A 16,897-nucleotide genomic window follows, 5' to 3' on the forward strand; every position below is an offset into this window, starting at 1 on the left:
TTTTCAAAAACCGCAATTTGGCGACATCAGTAGGTCAAACAGCGGTACTTGCAATAGCTGGACAGTTCGAAAATTATCCTTACAAAATCAGGGTTATCTTGACCGCCCAGACCGGAGTATCGCACTTGTCCCTATTCCTCATCGCGGCCCTTCCCTTTCTTGGCGCTGTATTTCCAGCTCTACTGATCAGGGCAGGACGAAATGCAGCTGCTTCGGCTGCGGGCCTCACCACATTCCTGGCACTGATGGGCGTCTTGATCCATATCCCCACGATCATGCGCGGCGAGGTCGTGACCGCCCGGTTCGACTGGATCCCCATCCTGGGTCTGAACGCGAATTTCATGATGGACGGGCTGAGTTTTCTGTTTGCCCTGCTGATCTTGGGGATCGGACTGCTGATCATCCTCTATGCGCGGTTCTACCTGTCGCGCGAGGACCCGATGGGACAGTTTTACACCTATCTGCTGCTGTTTCAGGGCGCGATGGTGGGGATCGTTCTGTCTGACAACGTTTTACTTCTTCTTATTTTCTGGGAACTTACGTCTCTAAGCTCATTCTTGTTGATCGGCTATTGGAAACACCTGCCTGAGGGCCGTCAGGGCGCGCGCATGGCACTGGCCGTGACCGGTTCTGGCGGGCTGGCCATGATCGCGGGGATGCTGATTCTGGGCAATATCGTGGGGTCTTACGACCTGAGCGTAATCCTTCAGAACAAGGAGATGATTCAGGCGTCGCCCTATTATCTACCCGCTCTGATCCTGATCCTGCTGGGCTGTTTCACCAAGTCGGCGCAGTTCCCGTTCCACTTTTGGCTGCCGCACGCAATGGCGGCTCCGACACCTGTGTCGGCCTATCTGCACTCGGCAACCATGGTGAAGGCCGGGTTGTTCCTGATGGCGCGGATGTGGCCAGTTCTGGCGGGCACGGATGCGTGGTTCTATATCGTGGCGACCACCGGTTTGGTGACCATGTTGATCGGTGCGGTGATTGCGCTGTTCAAAGACGACCTCAAGGCGCTGCTGGCCTTTTCAACCGTGTCACATCTGGGCCTGATCACCATGCTGCTGGGCTTTGGCACCAAGTTTGCCGCTGTCGCCGCCGTGTTCCACATCATCAACCACGCGACATTCAAGGCTGCGCTGTTCATGACCGCCGGGATCGTCGATCACGAGACCGGAACCCGGGATATCAAAAAACTGGGCGGGCTGCGCCACCTGATGCCGATCAGCTTTACCATCGGCACTATCGCAGCGCTGTCCATGGCGGGTCTGCCGCCCCTGAACGGGTTCCTGTCGAAAGAGATGATGCTGGAAGAAACCGTCCACACCACCTGGCTGCATTCGCACTATCTGGTGCCGGGTCTAGCCCTGTTGGCTGCAGTGTTCTCGGCAGCCTATTCATTCCGCTTCATCAGCCACGTGTTTCTTGGCCCCGAGCGTCACGACTATCCGCATCATCCGCATGACCCCCCGGTCGGGCTGTGGCTGGCCCCGGCGTTTCTGGTCGTGCTGGTCGTGCTCATCGGCCTTTATTCCAACGCTATCGTCGGCCCGCTGGTCGCGGTTGTGTCGGATGCGGTCTATGGCGGTGGCAAGCCGCCCTATTACTCGCTGAAACTGTGGCACGGGTTTACGCCCGCGCTTTACATGTCGGTTGTCGCCACACTGGGTGGCCTGTTCCTGCTGTCCCAGCACCGCCGGGGTGAGCAATTCTGGAACGCCCTGCCCCGCCCCGAGGCGAAAACCATATTCGAGGCCGTGATCAGTGCGCTGACTTCGGCAAGCCGCTGGATCACCGACACACTGCATAATGGCGTGATCAGCCGCTATGCCATCATCCTGATCGCCTTTACCGTGGGGCTTGGGTACTACGCCTATGCGACCGGTTCTATCGGCGCGCAGACGCGCGATCCCCTGCCGCTGCAGGTGATCCCAGTGATCGGCTGGATTTGTCTGGTGGGAGCCACCCTGGCCATCATGTGGTTCCACCGCAACCGCCTATTGTCGCTTGTATTGATCGGTGTCGTTGGTCTGATCGTTTCGATGGCCTTCAACTATCTGTCGGCCCCCGACCTTGCGCTGACCCAGATCTCGGTCGAGGTGGTAACGATGATCCTGTTGCTGCTGTCGCTGAACTTTCTGCCCACCGATACGCCTTGGGACAGCAGCGCCGCGCGGCGCTGGCGGGATGCAGCGATCTCGGTCGTAGCGGGGATCGGATCCGGTGCCCTGATCTATGCGCTGATGTTGCGGGATTTTGCCTTCCCCACGATCTCGGATTTCCACCTGGCCAATTCGTATAAGGGCGGAGGCGGCACCAATGTGGTGAACGTAATCCTCGTGGACTTCCGAGGCTTTGATACATTCGGCGAGATTATCGTGCTGGGCATCGCCGCCCTGATCATCTTTGCCCTGACCGAGTCCGTTCTGGGCACGAATGTGCGCGCCTATCTGCTGAACCGCAAACCACATTGGCCACAGTCGGGGGACTCGCATCCGCTGATGATGGTCGTCGTGACCCGGATGATGATGCCGATCGCGCTGATGGTGGGAGCATACATCTTTTTCCGTGGGCACAATCAGCCCGGCGGCGGGTTCATCGCCGGTCTGATTGTCGCCATTGCCTATCTGATGCAATACATGGCCAGCGGCTATACCTGGGCCATTGAACGGCAGAGGTTCTACTACCATGGGTCTATCGGGTGGGGCGTGCTGATCGCCGCTGCAACAGGGATCGGTGCATGGTTCAATGAGCGTCCGTTCCTGACCAGCGATTTCGGTTATATCCACTGGCCGCCGCTGGAAGAGTTCGAATGGGCCACAGCTATCCTGTTTGACACTGGCGTGTTCCTCGCCGTGCTTGGCGCGGTGATGCTGGCGCTGGACAGCCTGTCGCGCTTTGCGTGGCAGCCGGGCATGGCGCAGGAATTCCCGATGGATATCAACCCGCTGCGGGACCGCGACACAAAAGACGATAACGAGAAGGAGCAGGCCTGATGGAAGCGCTCGTAGCCTCAGCCGTAGGCGTCATGACCGCTGCCGGGATCTTCCTGATCCTGCGCCGCCGAACCTTTCCCGTCATCCTGGGCCTTTCCCTGCTGACCTATGCGGTGAACGTGTTCCTGTTTGCCACAGGCCGGTTGGCGTTGGATGCACCTGCGGTGCTGAACAAATACAAGGACGTGCCCTACACCGACCCGCTGCCGCAGGCGCTGGTGCTGACGGCCATCGTAATTTCGTTCGGGATGACGGCAGTGATCGTGATGATTGCCCTCTCGGCCTATCTGTCGGCCAAGGATGATCACATCGACATGCGTGGACAAAACAATACCGATGCGCCGGGAGAAGACGCATGAACCACTGGATCGTCGCTCCGATCGTTCTGCCCGCGATCCTGGCCCCGTTCATCATCATGGTCCTGCGCTATCATCTGGACCTGCAACGCATCTTCTCGGTCGCTGGTGTGGTGGGCCTATTGGGTATTGCCCTGACCATCACCGCGCAGGCCGCTGGCGGAGATATTCTGGTCTATGAGTTGGGCAACTGGCCTGCGCCATTCGGCATCGTTTTGGTACTGGACCGGCTTTCTGCGATGATGGTGCTACTGACCGCGCTGTTGGCCCTGCCTATCGTGCTCTACGCCATCGCCTCGGGCTGGGACGACCGGGGCAAACATTTCCACGCCCTGTTTCACTTCCAGCTCATGGGTGTGTGCGGAGCCTTCCTGACAGGCGACGCCTTTAACCTTTTCGTGTTTTTCGAGGTGCTGCTGATCGCCTCATACGGATTGATGACGCATGGAGGCGGCGCAACCCGCCTGAAAGCAGGCGTGCAATATGTGGCCTATAACCTGCTGGGCTCTACCCTGTTTCTGTTTGCTCTGGGTACGCTTTATGCCGTCACAGGCACGCTGAACATGGCCGATATGGCGGTGCGCGTGGCTGAACTGCCTGCCGAAGATACGGCCTTGCTGCGGGTCGGCGCAGTGCTGCTTCTACTGGTCTTTTGTATCAAGGCCGCCGTTCTTCCGCTGCACTTCTGGTTGCCTGCCAGCTATGCCAACGCGCCGTTACCGGTGGCCGCACTGTTTGCGATCATGACCAAGGTTGGGGCCTATTCGATCCTGCGGATGTACACGCTGGGCTTCGGTCCCGAGGTTGAGGCCACCCAAGGCCTGGTGGGCTCTTGGCTGCAACCAGCGGCTCTGGTGACACTGGCCATTGGAACCATCGGCATTTTGGGCGCACAGCATATCGCGCGGATGGTGGCGTTCTGCGCCATCGCCTCGATGGGGACATTGTTGATCGCAATCTCTTTGTTTACCGAGACCGCTACGGCTGCGGCGCTGTATTACATCTACCACTCGACCCTTGCCACGGCGCTGCTGTTCCTGATCGCGGATATGGTGGTCGAACGCCGCGGCGGGTCCATCGCTCCCACCGCGCCGATGCCGCAGGGCGGGCTGATCTCGGCCCTGTTCTTTGTAGGGGCCATCGCCCTGGCTGGGATGCCACCCCTGTCAGGCTTTATCGGCAAGTTGCTGGTGCTGGATGCCGCGCGAGATGCGCCTGACGCCAACGCGATCTGGGCGGTTGTCCTGATCGGGTCCTTCGTGACAATCGTCGGTTTGGCCCGCGCGGGTACGGTAATCTTCTGGAAAAGCCACGACATCCAGCACAATCCTGCAACCGACCTTGAAAAAGAAGAAGAGGCGCTGGCCAGCCCTGCCCCCGAGCCCCACCCCGGACTGGCCTTTACATCGGTCTTTGCGGCAGTTCTGGGTCTGGTCCTGCTGACACTCTTTGCGGGTCCGGCGCTGAAATATGCCAGCAACACGGCTGAGCAGCTCTTTACCCCAGAAAACTATATCGCTGCCGTATTGGGAGAGAACGGATGATCAGATTGCTGCACCGGATATTCCCGCACCCGCACCTGACCTTCCTGCTGACGGTGGTTTGGGTGCTGCTGGCCAATACCGGCTCGCTCAACTCGGTGGTGTTCGGGTTGTTGTTGGGGATCATCATCCCCTTTGTCACGCAACCCTATTGGCCCGACCGGCCGAAACTGCGCAACTGGCCGATGATCGCCGAATACATGCTGGTCGTGCTGTGGGACATCGTGATCGCCAATATAACCGTGGCCAGGATCATCCTGTTCAAACGCGATGCCGACCGGCAACCCAACTGGGTCTCGATCCCATTGGAACTGCGCACCCCCGAGGCGATCACCGTTCTGGCCGGAACAATCACCATGACGCCCGGCACAGTCAGCTGTGATCTGTCCGCACAAGGCCATAACTTGCTGGTTCACTGCCTCGACGCCCCCGACCCCGAGGCGGTACGTGACGAGATCAAGCAACGCTATGAGCGCCGCCTGAAGGAGATTTTCGAATGATTGTCACCTATGCCATCTGGTTCGCTTTCGCCTGTTTCGGCGCGGCGATCATGCTGTGTCTCTACCGGATCATCTCGGCCGAGGGGGTCGGCACCCGCGTTCTGGCGCTGGACACGATGGTGATCAATACCATCGCGCTGATGATCCTGTACGGGCTTGCATTGGGGACCGAGATCTTTTTCGAGTCCGCCATGATCATTGCCATGCTGGGTTTTGTCTCGACCGTAGCCTATGCGCGCTTCATGCTGCGCGGCAATATCATCGAGTGAGGGCGGCATGACGATTATCTTCGAAATTCTGATTGCTTTCTTTCTGGTCGTTTCTGGCATCTTCGGCTTTGTCGGGTCCTATGGGATGATCAAGCTGAAGGACCCGATGTCGCGCCTGCATGCACCCACTAAGGCCACCACGCTGGGCGTAGGCGGGGTGCTGCTGGCGTCGATCGGCCATTCGGTTCTGCTCGAAGGCAAGCTCTCGCTGCACGAGCTTCTGATCACACTCTTTTTGTTCCTGACCGCGCCGATCACGGCCCTGTTCATTGCCAAATGGCATATTCATCGCCATGAAAAGCCAAGCGATCTGCCGGATGCGGGCGAGGATGAGCTTTGGGCCACCCACGCGGTCGAGCAGGTCGAGGACGTCCCTGACCACACAGCGAACTGACCCTGATGCATACTTCTCCGCTGCCCCTGACCCGCGATCTGGTTCTTGTCGGCGGCGGCCATACGCACGCGCTGCTGCTGCGCAAATGGGGGATGAACCCCTTGCCCGGCGCACGCGTGACCGTGATCAACCCCGGCCCCACCGCGCCGTATTCCGGCATGTTGCCGGGGTTTGTGGCCGGGCATTACCAACGCGCAGAACTGGATATTGATCTGGTGAGGCTGGCCCGGTTCGCTGGCGCGCGGGTCATTTTGGGCAAGGTCGAGGGAATTGATCTGGATACCCGTTGCGTGCGCGTACCAGGCCGCCCTCCCGTGGCGTTTGACGTGGCCTCGGTTAACATTGGCATCACCTCGGACATGCCCGCCCTGCCCGGATTTTCTGATCACGCGGTGCCCGCTAAACCTCTGGGTCCGTTTGCCGCCAGATGGGGCGAATATCTTGAACGCACGGGCCCTGCTTGGGTCGTTGTGATTGGCGGCGGAGTGGCCGGGGTTGAGTTGGTGATGGCCATGGCCCACGCCCTGCGCGCCAAGGGACGTGTGGCGCAGGTCACGTTGATCGACAATGCGCAGGCGTTGACGGCGACAGCGGACAAGGCCGCTGCAACCATCCGCAAGGCCATGGAGGGGCTTGGGGTTGACGTGATCGAAGGCGCGACCATTGCAAAGATCACCAGCGAAACCGTCGTGCTGGAAGATGGCCGCCAAATCCCTGCCAGTTTCGTGACAGGCGCAGCCGGAGCGCGCCCTTATGCCTGGATGGCCGATACCGGGCTGGAGATGCAGGATGGTTTTATCCGGGTGAACGGCTTCCTCCAGTCCAGCGATTCCGCGATTTTCGCCGCCGGAGATTGCGCGCATCTGTCCGAAAACCCGCGCCCCAAAGCGGGCGTTTACGCGGTGCGCGAGGCACCGATCCTGTTCAACAACCTGCGGGCTATGTTGGGGGCGGGCCGAATGCGCCGGTATCAGCCGCAGAAAGACTATTTGAAACTAGTCTCGCTGGGCGAGAAGTCAGCCTTGGGCGAGCGCCTCGGAACATCGTTCAGTGGCCCTTTGATGTGGCGTTGGAAAAACCACATTGATCAGACCTTTATGAACAAGTTTCGCCACCTGCCCCAGAAGGAACCGCCTGCAGTGCCGCGACTTCACGCCAGCGGTCTACATGAAGCGTTGGGCAACAAACCCATGTGTGGCGGCTGCGGTGCCAAAGTCGGGCACGGTGCGCTGCACGCTGCATTGAAACACCTGCCCGAGGTACAACGAGAGGACATCCACTCCCTGCCCGGCGACGATGCCGCCCTGGTTCATACTGGTGGCGTGCGGCAGGTCATCACCTCGGACCATCTGCGAAGCGTCTCAGATGATCCAGTACTGATGACACGCATCGCCGCAGTTCATACCTTGGGCGATATCTGGGCAATGGGCGCTACGCCACAGGCCGCTACAGCGACCATCATCCTACCCCGCATGACGCCTGAATTGCAGCGCAGAACGATGGCCGAGATCATGGCAACCGCCAGCGAGGTCATCCGCGAAGCCGGGGCCGAGATCGTGGGCGGTCATAGCTCGATGGGGGATGAGATGACCATCGGGTTCACCCTGACCGGACTGTGCTCGCGCGCGCCGATCACCCTGTCCGGGGCGCATACGGGCGATGCTTTGATCCTGACCAAACCCTTGGGCAGCGGCGTTCTAATGGCTGCTGAAATGGCCGGCCAAGCCGACGGGGGCTGGATCACCAAAGCCTATGAACAGATGACCCACCCGCAAGCCGAAGCGTCTCGGATTCTGGCCGATGCCCACGCGATGACGGATGTCACCGGGTTTGGGCTGGCGGGGCATCTCATGGGCATGTGTCAGGCCTCGGGCTGTGGCGCAACGCTGGATCTGGATGCGATTCCATTGATGACCGGCGCGCTCGACTTGGCCAAGCTGGGGGTCCGGTCCACGATTTTCGACGAAAATCGTTCCATCGCACTGGATCTGCCATCCGGTGGAAAGGCCGATCTGTTGTTCGATCCGCAAACCGCAGGTGGGCTTTTGGCCGCGGTCGCGGCGGATCAGGCCCACAGTCTTTGCGAACGGTTGCACAAAGCGGGATATCCGGCGGTGGTGATCGGCCATATGACCGAAGCCGCAGGGCTGCGCCTTCAGGACTGATCCAGAACCGTCTGCACCTGAGAAGCGACCTGCTCCAACCCCTTGGCATCCAGCGTCGGCACATCAACCCGCGCAATCACATCCGCCTTCCGGGCACGGCTGGATTTCGCATAGGCCGGGTCATAGTGTTGCTGCATCAAAGCCTGCGTCAACGCCAGCTTGTCGCCCGCCTCGATCAGGGTAAGCCAACCGTCGACCACCTCATGCCCGCGATGAGACCGGAGCGGAAACAGCCTGTCCCGCAATCGAGCTGTGTCAGATAAAATATCATCATAGGCCCGCACCAGATAAGCTGAGCGCGCCTCAAGCGGTGCGCAGATGTGAATGCGCGGCGCGGCACATAATGCGGTCCACAGTGAGGGCGGCAGGATCAAAGACCCGATCTTGGAAGATTCCGCCTCGACCACCACGGGATGTGCGGGATCAAGGGCGCAGAGCGCCGCCGCAAGCGCCGATTCAAATGCTTTCTGACTAGGTTGACCCCCGGGCTGTTCCCCAAGTAGCGAGCCGCGGTGATTGGCCAACCCTTCCAGGTCCAGCACCTGAACACCACGGGTGTTCAGGCGGGTCAACAATTCCGTCTTGGCAGTTCCGGTGTAGCCATCCAGCGCGAAGAGACGATGCGGCAGAGGGTCCTCGTAGAGATACCGGTTCACCAACCGGCGATAGGTGCGATAGCCGCCCTCGACCACTTCGGCCCGCCAACCGATCTGTTGCAGCATCCAGGTGAACGAGCCTGAACGCTGACCACCACGCCAGCAATAGACCAGAGGTTTCCACCCGCCCTCATGATGCGACAGGTTGTTTTCGATATGGTTGGCAGCATTGCGAAACACCAACGCCGCCCCTAGTTTGCGGGCCAGAAACGGGCTTTCTTGCACATAGATCGTCCCGACCCGCGCGCGTTCTTCATTGTCCAAAACCGGCAAGCTGATCGCACCTGGAAGGTGATCTTCGGCATATTCTGCGGGGCTGCGCACGTCGATCACGGTGTCAAACCCATGCGCATACAGGTCAGGCAAGCTGGAGAATTTCAGAACCATGCCAACCGTCTATCCCGCACAGGCTGGTTTGAAAAGAAGAACGCTTAACCAGCGACGGACTCGATCAGGCTCGCTCCGCTGGCTCGGTTCGAGTTCACGGCAGGATCGACGCGATGATAGCTCAGTAAGCCCTCTGGCCCCGGCACCATCAGACGGGCGGCCCCTTTCCCAGCCTCACCCAGCCACAAGGGCCAGTCCTGTGGCTCAAGGATCAGCGGCATTCGATGGTGGATCGCACCCAGAGTGTCATTGGCCGAGGTCGTGACGATGGCGCAGGTCGGCTGCCGGGCTTCCTCAGCGCCCCAGTTCTGCCAGACACCGGCAAAGGCGATGGGCGCATGATCGAGGCGATGAATATACCATGGCAACCTGTTGCCTTTTTCGGTCTTGGTCCATTCAAAAAACCCCGTCGCCACGATCAGACAGCGCCTTTCGCGGCAGGCCGCGCGAAAGGCCGGTTTCTCGGCCAAGGTCTCGGCCCGCGCGTTGATCAGCAGGGGCCCAGCAGTTTCGGTCTTGTACCAATGTGGCAGGAACCCCCAGCGCATCGGATCCAGGGTCCGCCCGTTTTCGCTCGCGCGCACCACATGTACTTGATTTGTGGGACAAACATTGAAATTGGGCACAATTGGCAAGCTGTTGGACGGACGCGCGGCGAAAAGCTGAGCCATCGCATCATTGGGAAGAGTTATTGCAAACCGTCCGCACATGGGTAATGAACCACCTATATTTCCTTCTTACAGGCGCCAGGTCATATGCAAAATCAATCAGCGAAAACTTTGAAAAGCAAGGCATTGTCGGCGCTGGAGACCGGCAAGCTTCAGCAGGCGTTGAAGAAGGCGCAGCTGGGATTGAAGAAGTTTCCCAAAGACAATGACTTCCACGCCATCGCGGGCTTTGTCCTGACCGAGATGCAGCAATACAAGAAGTCGATCCCGCATTTTGTAGAAGCTGCGCGGATGAAGCCTTCCGACCCGCAATTTGTTGAGAATCTGGCCAATGCCTTGATGCAAACCGGCCAGATTCCAAAGGCGCTGGAATATGCCGAACAGAAGCTTGAGATCTTTCCGAATAACAAAGAGCTCAACCGCGTTCTGGATGAGATTTATCTGAAGGGCAACAACTGGCGGCAGATCATTGATCACACAAGCAAAAGGCTGGCCGCGGACCCCGACAATGCCGACCTTCTTTCAACACGGGCGCGGGCCTATGGGCGCGTCGGTTTTGTCGAAGATAGTTCGAACGATATTGACCATGCCTACCGGATCGCACCGGAAAGCCACAAAATCGCGTTCCAAAAGGCCGTCAACCTGCATCAAGGCGGTGACAAGGCGGGAACCAAGGCTATTCTGGATCGAATTCTTAACGAAAACCCGGACCACATCAATTCGTTGCTGCAACTATCTACGATGGTAGGTGGTGCGGAAGCCGGAAGCTTGCTCAAAAACGTTGAAAGCGCAGTTGAGAGATCGGAACATAAGCTATCCGAATTGGAATTTGCCAAGGCGCATCTGACACACAAAATCGATGGCTTGGACGCGGCCATGCCGCAATTCGAAAAGGCCAACGCACTTCAGCACGATACCAACCCATACGACTTTGATGCTGAAGATCAAAAACTGGATATCGTCACAGGCCAGTTTTCTGAAGATAAGCGAACACAGGCAGATGACGTGAGCGAAGGCCCGCTGCCGATCTTCGTCGTCGGCCAACCGCGATCAGGCACAACCTTGATGGAAATGATGCTGAGTTCGGACCCCAACATTGCTGGCTGTGGTGAACTTATGCTCGGGTCCGACCTCTCGGTTAACTTCTGGCAAGGCCAAGATACCTTCGATACGACATCAGCCGCTCATTTCGCGCAGGAATTTCGCAAACTGATGCCTCCGATCCCTGAAGGGTCCATCGCCTTTGTCGACAAGATGCCGCATAACTTCCAGCGGGTGGGCTATTTGCTGTCGGCCTTCCCGAACGCACGTGTGATCAACATGCAGCGCGATCCACGCGATGTAGGGCTGTCAAAATGGATCCGACGCTTTCCCGCAGGCGGTATGCACTATGCGTCAAACCAAAAGGCTATTGCACACACGGCCAACCTGTACCGGCGCTATATGGCGCATTGGAAAAAAGTGTTCGGGGATCGCATCCTGACCATTCCTTACGAAAAACTCGTGGCCGATCCAGAGACCTACAGCAAGCAGGTCGCGGCATTCTGCGGCATCGACTGGTCCGAGGCGATGATGCATCCGGAAGAGAACAAAAAACAGGTTAGAACGGCCAGCATCGACCAGGTGCGCAACAAAATCTCCACCAAATCTGTCGGCGGATGGCGCAGCGTCAGGCACCATCTTCAGCCAATGCTTGATGGTATCGATCCCGCGCTTTGGCCTGAATACGAATTCGACTGATCCCAATAAAAAAAGGCCGCATCCGTACGATGCGGCCTATCAGTTTTCTGCACCTAAGGTGTCATTTCTGCTTAATGCGCCCGTCCAGATACGGGGTGTACGGCGCGTTGGCGGCCAGATATTCGGCCGTCACGTCAGCCAGGTCCGGGCCATAATCATAGGCGTTCTTGTCATCGCCTTCGAACATGTCATAGCCGTCGCCGCCATTACGGACATAGTTGTTGGTCACGACAAGATAGGTCGCCGCCGGGTCAATCGGCACAAAGCCCCCATCCTTGGCTACCATCACATCGCTGATACGCCCTTCGTTCGGCGCAACCGCAGGATCCCATGTGAAAGTCATACCGGCCACTTGCGGGAAACGGCCCTTAACCTCTTCCACCTGGCTCACACCGTTTTCCAGCGCATCAATGACGCCCTGACCGCTGATCTGGAAGGTCGAGAGCGTGTTCTGGAACGGCAGCACGGTCAGCACTTCGCCCATGGTCACGTCACCCGGATCAATCGAGGCACGCAAACCACCCGAGTTTGCAATTGCAATCTGCACACCCTGATCGGCAACACGGGCCAGCATGGCATCGGCTACAAGATTGCCCATCTGGCATTCTTGCACTCGGCAGACAGCGCGGTCGCCCTCAATCGCGTCAGCAGCACTTGCCACAACCTTGTTGCGAATCTCGTCCAGCGGCACGGCCAGTTCCGCGATGCGATCCAGCGCCGACTGATCCTCGGTCACAGTGTTGTCCATGATCAGCGGCTCACCCGCGGCCTCGACCACATTGCCGTCGTCATCGAAGGTCACGTTCAGCTCGCCAAGGAATTTGCCATAGGCATAGGCCTGAACGATCTGAACCCCGTTCACCACGGTTGGATAGGGACCCGCCGCCTTGTCCGAGACGTTGGACAGATACGTGTTGGAATGTCCCCCCACGATCACATCGACACCGGTTGTTTCACTGGCCACGCGTTGGTCCACGCCAAAGCCCGAATGGCTGAGTACGATGATCTTGTTCACCCCCTCGCCGGTCAGTCTGTCAACTTCGGCCTGCACCGCCGGGACCGGGTCCGAAAAGGTTATGTTCGGGCCGGGTGAGGCCAGATCATGGGTGTCTTCCGGGGTCAGGCCGATCAGGCCGATCTTCTCGCCGCCCACTTCAATCACGGTCGATTTCTTGATCTTGTCGGTCAGCAGCTCTTCGTCTTTGACATCGGCGTTCGACATCAGCACTGGAAAATCGACCGAGTCGATGAAACCGCGCAGAACCTCGGGCCCGTCGTCGAATTCGTGGTTGCCCACGGTCATCGCGTCATAACCCAGCTTGTTCATGAACTCAGCCGCGACCTTGCCCTTGTAATAGGTATAGAACAGGGACCCCTGAAATTGGTCTCCGCCATCCACAAGGATCGAGTTCTCGGCACGGCCACGGGCATCGTTCACTGCCGTTACCAAACGGGCCGAGCCACCAAAGCACTCGCCTTCGGCATTGTCTTCAGCGCTACAGCCGCTGTCATATTTGTTGATCGGCTCGAACCGGGCGTGGAAATCGTTGGTATGCAGGATCGTCAGCTTATATTCGGCTGCGGCCATGCCTGCTGTCAGGCCCAGAACGGCGACCGATGTCAGTAAGCGGGTGAACATGTTCAAACTCCCAATTGTTATTTGTCGTGATCGTGCGCCGTGCTGCGCAAAGAGTCAAAGGGGGAAATCCAGCTTGATTCTACCCGCCGTGCGGGGCATCACGGCCCCATGCTGATTTACAAGATTTTCCGGGCCGACGAATGGGCCGCGTTGCAGTCCGATGGGGCGACGGATGGTGCTCCGATTGATGTGGCGGATGGCTATGTCCATTTTTCGACGGCCGAGCAAGCAGCCGAGACAGCGGCCAAGCATTTCGCCGGGATCGACGGTCTGACCCTGTTGGCCTGCGACGCCGACGCGATGGGCGACGACCTGAAATGGGAGGTCTCGCGCGGGGGCGCGCTGTTTCCGCATCTCTACCGGCAGATCAGGATGACGGATGTGCATTGGGCCAAGCCTTTGCCTTTTGACGGACAGGCCCACCAGTTCCCCGAGGAGATGGAATGACCCGCTACATCGACCCTGAGCGTGCTCAGTTCGCGGCGTTCAAGGATCTGGACCGCGATCATCCGATCGAGATGCTTAATCTGGTGAAATTCCGCGCCAAGGCCGCGTACCCGGATGACCACGATCTGGCCGCTGCCGGTCTGACCGGCGCGCAGGCCTATCGCAACTACGGGAGCGACACCGCCCCGATCATCGCTCGTATCGGCGCACATATTCTATGGAGCGGCGCGTTTCAAACAACCCTGATCGGCCCGCAGGACGAGGTTTGGGACGCAGTCTTTATCGCCAGCTATCCCACCGCTCATGCGTTCATGGAAATGGTCACGGACCCGGATTACCAAAAAGCGGTCGTGCATCGTCAGGCAGCGGTGGACACGTCGCGGCTTATCCGTTGCGCGCCGACCCAAGGCAGAGAGAGCTTCGGATGAAACTGACCGAGAAACTGGGCCTTGCCGCCCTGCACCGGATGGATCCGGAAGCCGCGCATGGGATGTCGATCAAGGCGTTGAAAGCGGGGCTAGCCCCCGCGCCCGGTCCTGTGACCTCGTCCCGGTTGCGCACACAGGTGGCTGGGCTTGATCTGCCCAACCCGGTTGGGCTGGCCGCTGGGTTCGACAAGAACGGCGAGGTTCTGACACCTCTGTCCCGCGTGGGCTTCGGGTTTATCGAGGTCGGTGCCGTGACCCCACGCCCGCAGCCCGGTAACCCCAAACCACGCCTGTTTCGCCTGTCCGAAGACAAGGCCGCCATCAACCGCTTTGGCTTCAACAACGAAGGCATGGAGGTCATGGCCACTCGTCTGGCGGATCGCCCCAAAGACGCTGTGATCGGCCTGAACCTGGGTGCGAACAAGGACAGCGACGACCGCCCCGGCGATTTTGCCAAGGTGCTGGCCCATTGCGCGGCACATCTGGATTTCGCGACGGTCAATGTCTCGTCCCCTAACACCGAGAAACTGCGCGACCTGCAGGGCAAGGCTGCGCTCAGTGCGTTGCTAGGCGGAGTGATCGAAACCCGCGATGCCCTGCCCCGTCCCCTGCCTGTCTTCCTGAAGATCGCCCCCGATCTGACCGAAGGCGAATTGCAAGACATTGCTGATGTCGCTCGGGAAACCGGCGTGGATGCGGTGATCGCCACCAATACCACCCTGTCCCGCGACGGGCTGCGAAGTGTGCATAAGGATCAGGCCGGAGGTCTGTCCGGCGCACCTCTGTTCGAGAAATCCACCCGCGTATTAGCCCGGCTGAGCCAGTTGACAGAAGGTCAAATCCCTCTGATCGGTGTTGGTGGGATCAGCACGGCGGAACAGGCCTATGCCAAGATTTGCGCCGGAGCCTCTGCCGTGCAGTTCTACACGGCGATGGTTTATGGCGGCATCTCATTGGCCGCTGAGATCGTGCAGGGGTTGGATAAACTTCTGGCGCGCGACGGGTTCGACACTGTCGCACAGGCTGTGGGCAGTAAACGTGAGGACTGGTTATGATCGAATATTGGCACAACCCCCGCTGTTCCAAATCCCGCGCGGGACTGGCGTTGCTTGAGGAAAAAGGCGCGCAGGTCGAGGTGCGGAAGTACCTTGAAGACGCCCCCTCGGCGGATGAGTTGCGCGCAACACTGGCCCTTTTGAACGTACCCGCCATCGACATGATGCGGACAGGGGAGAAACAGTTCAAGGAACTCGGGCTGACCAAAACCACGTCAGAGAACGCATTGATCACGGCCATGGCGAAACGCCCGATCCTGATCGAGCGCCCTCTGGCGATCAATGGCGACAAGGCCGCCATCGGACGCCCGCCCGAGAAACTGCTGGACCTGCTTTAAGCGATCTGAGCCTCAAGCCGGGGATAACGCCATCCCAAGGTCAATCCCCGCGCAATGTTCAGAACCATCAACGCGGCCCAAAGGCCGTGATTGCCCAGCGTCGGCACCAGTAAGAACAGGGCGACCACATAGATCGCAACCGACTGGATCATCGCGTTGCGCATATCCCGCGTCCAGGTTGCCCCGATATAGATGCCGTCAAACATCCAGCTTGCCACCCCGATCACCGGGGCCAGCGCCGCCCAGATCAGGTATTCTCGCGCAGCCAGACGAACCTCGGGCGAGGTGGACATCAGGTCGATCAGCGCAGGCCCGGCAAGGTAAAACACTGCGCCCAAGGCAAAGGCTCCGCCCACACCCCACTGCGATGCCAAGACCGAAGCCCGCCGCACTTGATACCGGTCCCGCGCACCCACTGCGCCGCCCACCAGCGCCTCGGCTGAAAAGGCGAATCCGTCCAGCGCAAAAGCCGTGATCTCCAGAAACTGCAGTAGGACCTGATTGGCCGCCAGATTAACATCGCCCAGATCGGACCCCACAAACAGGAAGGTGGTGAATGAGCCCGTCAACAGGACCGACCGGATCATGATATCCGCATTCACCTGCACCATCCGACGCAAACGCGCGGCGTTGAATATGCGGGGCCAGTCGCGCCACTGATTGCCGCCGAACGCGCTGCGACACAGCCACAGACCCAACGCCAGACCAGTCCACTCGGCGATCAAAGTGGCGATGGCGACGCCTTCGACACCCCAGCCCAGTCCCAGAACAAACCAAAGGTCTAACAGGATGTTCAGCCCGTTCATCCAGATCTGAAGCAGGAACACGCCGCGCGTGCGTTCGATTGCTATCAACCAGCCGGTCACGGCATAAAGCGCTATTGTCGCCGGCGCCCCCCAGATCCGAATTTCAAGGTATGCGCGAGTCAGGGACTCGACCTCGGGACTGGCCGGGGACAGCGCGAAGGCCCCCCAGAACACCCATACTTGCGTAGCGATGAATACAAGACCAGCGGCACCGCCCAGCAGTAGGCCGCGCATCAACAGCGCACCGGTCTCGGCTGTATCGCCTGCGCCGCGCGCCTGCGCTGCAAGACCGGTCGTGCCCATGCGCAAGAACCCGAAAATCCAGTAAATCGCTGACAGGATCACCGCGCCCATGCCGACGGCTCCGATGGGGGCCGCCTGCCCCATCTGGCCCACAACGCCGGTATCGACCGCGCCCAAAATCGGAACGGTGGCGTTTGACAACACGATAGGAAGGGCAATCTTCAGCACCCGTCCATGCGTTATTGGCGCCGAGGCGTCCTGCATGGATG

At 59.3% G+C, this 16,897-nt stretch carries 16 protein-coding genes; 12 read left to right on the top strand and 4 right to left on the bottom strand.

Going from position 1 to position 16,897, the window contains the following annotated elements:
• Positions 1–125 precede the first annotated feature (125 nt).
• The 7 genes from ACR3E7_RS08155 to selD are packed head-to-tail and all read left to right on the top strand — an operon-like array spanning position 126 to position 8,221.
• Positions 126–2,996, top strand: coding sequence for a monovalent cation/H+ antiporter subunit A (locus ACR3E7_RS08155; RefSeq protein WP_480502675.1), 2,871 nt, complete (start codon positions 126–128; stop codon positions 2,994–2,996).
• Entirely contained in the window at positions 2,996–3,355 is a 360-nt protein-coding gene (locus ACR3E7_RS08160) for a Na+/H+ antiporter subunit C (RefSeq protein WP_170770195.1), read from the top strand. The genes ACR3E7_RS08155 and ACR3E7_RS08160 overlap by 1 nt, the downstream gene beginning before the upstream one ends.
• Positions 3,352–4,896 carry a monovalent cation/H+ antiporter subunit D gene (locus tag ACR3E7_RS08165; RefSeq protein WP_480502676.1) on the top strand — a complete coding sequence of 515 codons (1,545 nt, stop codon included), beginning with the start codon at positions 3,352–3,354 and terminating at the stop codon, positions 4,894–4,896. The genes ACR3E7_RS08160 and ACR3E7_RS08165 overlap by 4 nt, the downstream gene beginning before the upstream one ends.
• A complete protein-coding gene (locus ACR3E7_RS08170; protein ID WP_174839409.1) occupies positions 4,893–5,393 on the top strand; it encodes a Na+/H+ antiporter subunit E in 501 nt (166 codons plus the stop codon). Before ACR3E7_RS08165 ends, ACR3E7_RS08170 begins: the two co-directional genes overlap by 4 nt.
• A complete protein-coding gene (locus ACR3E7_RS08175) occupies positions 5,393–5,662 on the top strand; it encodes a K+/H+ antiporter subunit F (RefSeq protein WP_170770632.1) in 270 nt (89 codons plus the stop codon). The genes ACR3E7_RS08170 and ACR3E7_RS08175 overlap by 1 nt, the downstream gene beginning before the upstream one ends.
• A gap of 7 nt (positions 5,663–5,669) precedes the next feature.
• Complete coding sequence (locus ACR3E7_RS08180; protein ID WP_170770191.1) at positions 5,670–6,056, top strand: Na+/H+ antiporter subunit G; 387 nt, start codon at positions 5,670–5,672, stop codon at positions 6,054–6,056.
• Positions 6,057–6,061: 5 nt separating this feature from the next.
• Complete coding sequence (gene selD, locus ACR3E7_RS08185; RefSeq protein WP_480502677.1) at positions 6,062–8,221, top strand: selenide, water dikinase SelD; 2,160 nt, start codon at positions 6,062–6,064, stop codon at positions 8,219–8,221.
• Here the strand turns inward: selD and mnmH are convergent.
• Positions 8,212–9,264 (bottom strand): tRNA 2-selenouridine(34) synthase MnmH, encoded by a 1,053-nt coding sequence (gene mnmH, locus ACR3E7_RS08190; RefSeq protein WP_480502678.1) that lies wholly within the window; start codon positions 9,262–9,264, stop codon positions 8,212–8,214. The two genes, selD and mnmH, sit on opposite strands and share 10 nt — an antisense overlap.
• Before the next feature lie 44 nt (positions 9,265–9,308).
• Positions 9,309–9,974, bottom strand: coding sequence for an SOS response-associated peptidase (locus ACR3E7_RS08195; RefSeq protein ID WP_480502679.1), 666 nt, complete (start codon positions 9,972–9,974; stop codon positions 9,309–9,311).
• 45 nt (positions 9,975–10,019) lie between these two features.
• Here ACR3E7_RS08195 and ACR3E7_RS08200 point away from each other — a divergent pair, with 45 nt between their 5' ends.
• Positions 10,020–11,672: a tetratricopeptide repeat-containing sulfotransferase family protein gene (locus ACR3E7_RS08200; protein WP_480502680.1), complete on the top strand. Its 1,653-nt coding sequence runs from the start codon at positions 10,020–10,022 to the stop codon at positions 11,670–11,672.
• A 61-nt stretch (positions 11,673–11,733) separates the two neighbouring features.
• Here ACR3E7_RS08200 and ACR3E7_RS08205 read toward each other — a convergent pair whose 3' ends face one another.
• Complete coding sequence (locus ACR3E7_RS08205) at positions 11,734–13,311, bottom strand: bifunctional metallophosphatase/5'-nucleotidase (RefSeq protein WP_170788949.1); 1,578 nt, start codon at positions 13,309–13,311, stop codon at positions 11,734–11,736.
• Positions 13,312–13,419: 108 nt separating this feature from the next.
• Between ACR3E7_RS08205 and ACR3E7_RS08210 the strand changes: the two genes are divergently transcribed.
• Genes ACR3E7_RS08210 through arsC form a run of 4 tightly spaced genes read left to right on the top strand, consistent with a single transcriptional unit; the run spans position 13,420 to position 15,579 of the window.
• Positions 13,420–13,758, top strand: coding sequence for a DUF952 domain-containing protein (locus tag ACR3E7_RS08210; protein ID WP_170770179.1), 339 nt, complete (start codon positions 13,420–13,422; stop codon positions 13,756–13,758).
• Entirely contained in the window at positions 13,755–14,186 is a 432-nt protein-coding gene (locus ACR3E7_RS08215) for a DUF1330 domain-containing protein (RefSeq protein ID WP_480502681.1), read from the top strand. The genes ACR3E7_RS08210 and ACR3E7_RS08215 overlap by 4 nt, the downstream gene beginning before the upstream one ends.
• Positions 14,183–15,241 (top strand): quinone-dependent dihydroorotate dehydrogenase, encoded by a 1,059-nt coding sequence (locus tag ACR3E7_RS08220; RefSeq protein WP_480502682.1) that lies wholly within the window; start codon positions 14,183–14,185, stop codon positions 15,239–15,241. Before ACR3E7_RS08215 ends, ACR3E7_RS08220 begins: the two co-directional genes overlap by 4 nt.
• Positions 15,238–15,579, top strand: coding sequence for an arsenate reductase (glutaredoxin) (arsC, locus tag ACR3E7_RS08225; protein ID WP_480502683.1), 342 nt, complete (start codon positions 15,238–15,240; stop codon positions 15,577–15,579). The genes ACR3E7_RS08220 and arsC overlap by 4 nt, the downstream gene beginning before the upstream one ends.
• Here the strand turns inward: arsC and ACR3E7_RS08230 are convergent.
• Positions 15,576–16,892, bottom strand: a complete 1,317-nt coding sequence (locus ACR3E7_RS08230) for an MATE family efflux transporter (protein WP_170788952.1) — start codon at positions 16,890–16,892, stop codon at positions 15,576–15,578. The genes arsC and ACR3E7_RS08230 overlap by 4 nt on opposite strands.
• Positions 16,893–16,897 lie beyond the last annotated feature (5 nt).

This window comes from Ruegeria sp. BK1, assembly GCF_056535645.1.

Excerpts from the sequence above, each read along its gene's own strand:
- ACR3E7_RS08160 (WP_170770195.1), top strand. The coding sequence starts at position 2,996 with ATGGAAGCGCTCGTAGCCTCAGCCGTAGGCGTCATGACCGCTGCCGGG.
- ACR3E7_RS08165 (WP_480502676.1), top strand. The coding sequence starts at position 3,352 with ATGAACCACTGGATCGTCGCTCCGATCGTTCTGCCCGCGATCCTGGCC.
- ACR3E7_RS08170 (WP_174839409.1), top strand. The coding sequence starts at position 4,893 with ATGATCAGATTGCTGCACCGGATATTCCCGCACCCGCACCTGACCTTC.
- ACR3E7_RS08180 (WP_170770191.1), top strand. The coding sequence starts at position 5,670 with ATGACGATTATCTTCGAAATTCTGATTGCTTTCTTTCTGGTCGTTTCT.
- selD (WP_480502677.1), top strand. The coding sequence starts at position 6,062 with ATGCATACTTCTCCGCTGCCCCTGACCCGCGATCTGGTTCTTGTCGGC.
- mnmH (WP_480502678.1), bottom strand. The coding sequence starts at position 9,264 with ATGGTTCTGAAATTCTCCAGCTTGCCTGACCTGTATGCGCATGGGTTT.
- ACR3E7_RS08195 (WP_480502679.1), bottom strand. The coding sequence starts at position 9,974 with ATGTGCGGACGGTTTGCAATAACTCTTCCCAATGATGCGATGGCTCAG.
- ACR3E7_RS08200 (WP_480502680.1), top strand. The coding sequence starts at position 10,020 with ATGCAAAATCAATCAGCGAAAACTTTGAAAAGCAAGGCATTGTCGGCG.
- ACR3E7_RS08205 (WP_170788949.1), bottom strand. The coding sequence starts at position 13,311 with ATGTTCACCCGCTTACTGACATCGGTCGCCGTTCTGGGCCTGACAGCA.
- ACR3E7_RS08210 (WP_170770179.1), top strand. The coding sequence starts at position 13,420 with ATGCTGATTTACAAGATTTTCCGGGCCGACGAATGGGCCGCGTTGCAG.
- ACR3E7_RS08215 (WP_480502681.1), top strand. The coding sequence starts at position 13,755 with ATGACCCGCTACATCGACCCTGAGCGTGCTCAGTTCGCGGCGTTCAAG.
- ACR3E7_RS08220 (WP_480502682.1), top strand. The coding sequence starts at position 14,183 with ATGAAACTGACCGAGAAACTGGGCCTTGCCGCCCTGCACCGGATGGAT.
- arsC (WP_480502683.1), top strand. The coding sequence starts at position 15,238 with ATGATCGAATATTGGCACAACCCCCGCTGTTCCAAATCCCGCGCGGGA.
- ACR3E7_RS08230 (WP_170788952.1), bottom strand. The coding sequence starts at position 16,892 with ATGCAGGACGCCTCGGCGCCAATAACGCATGGACGGGTGCTGAAGATT.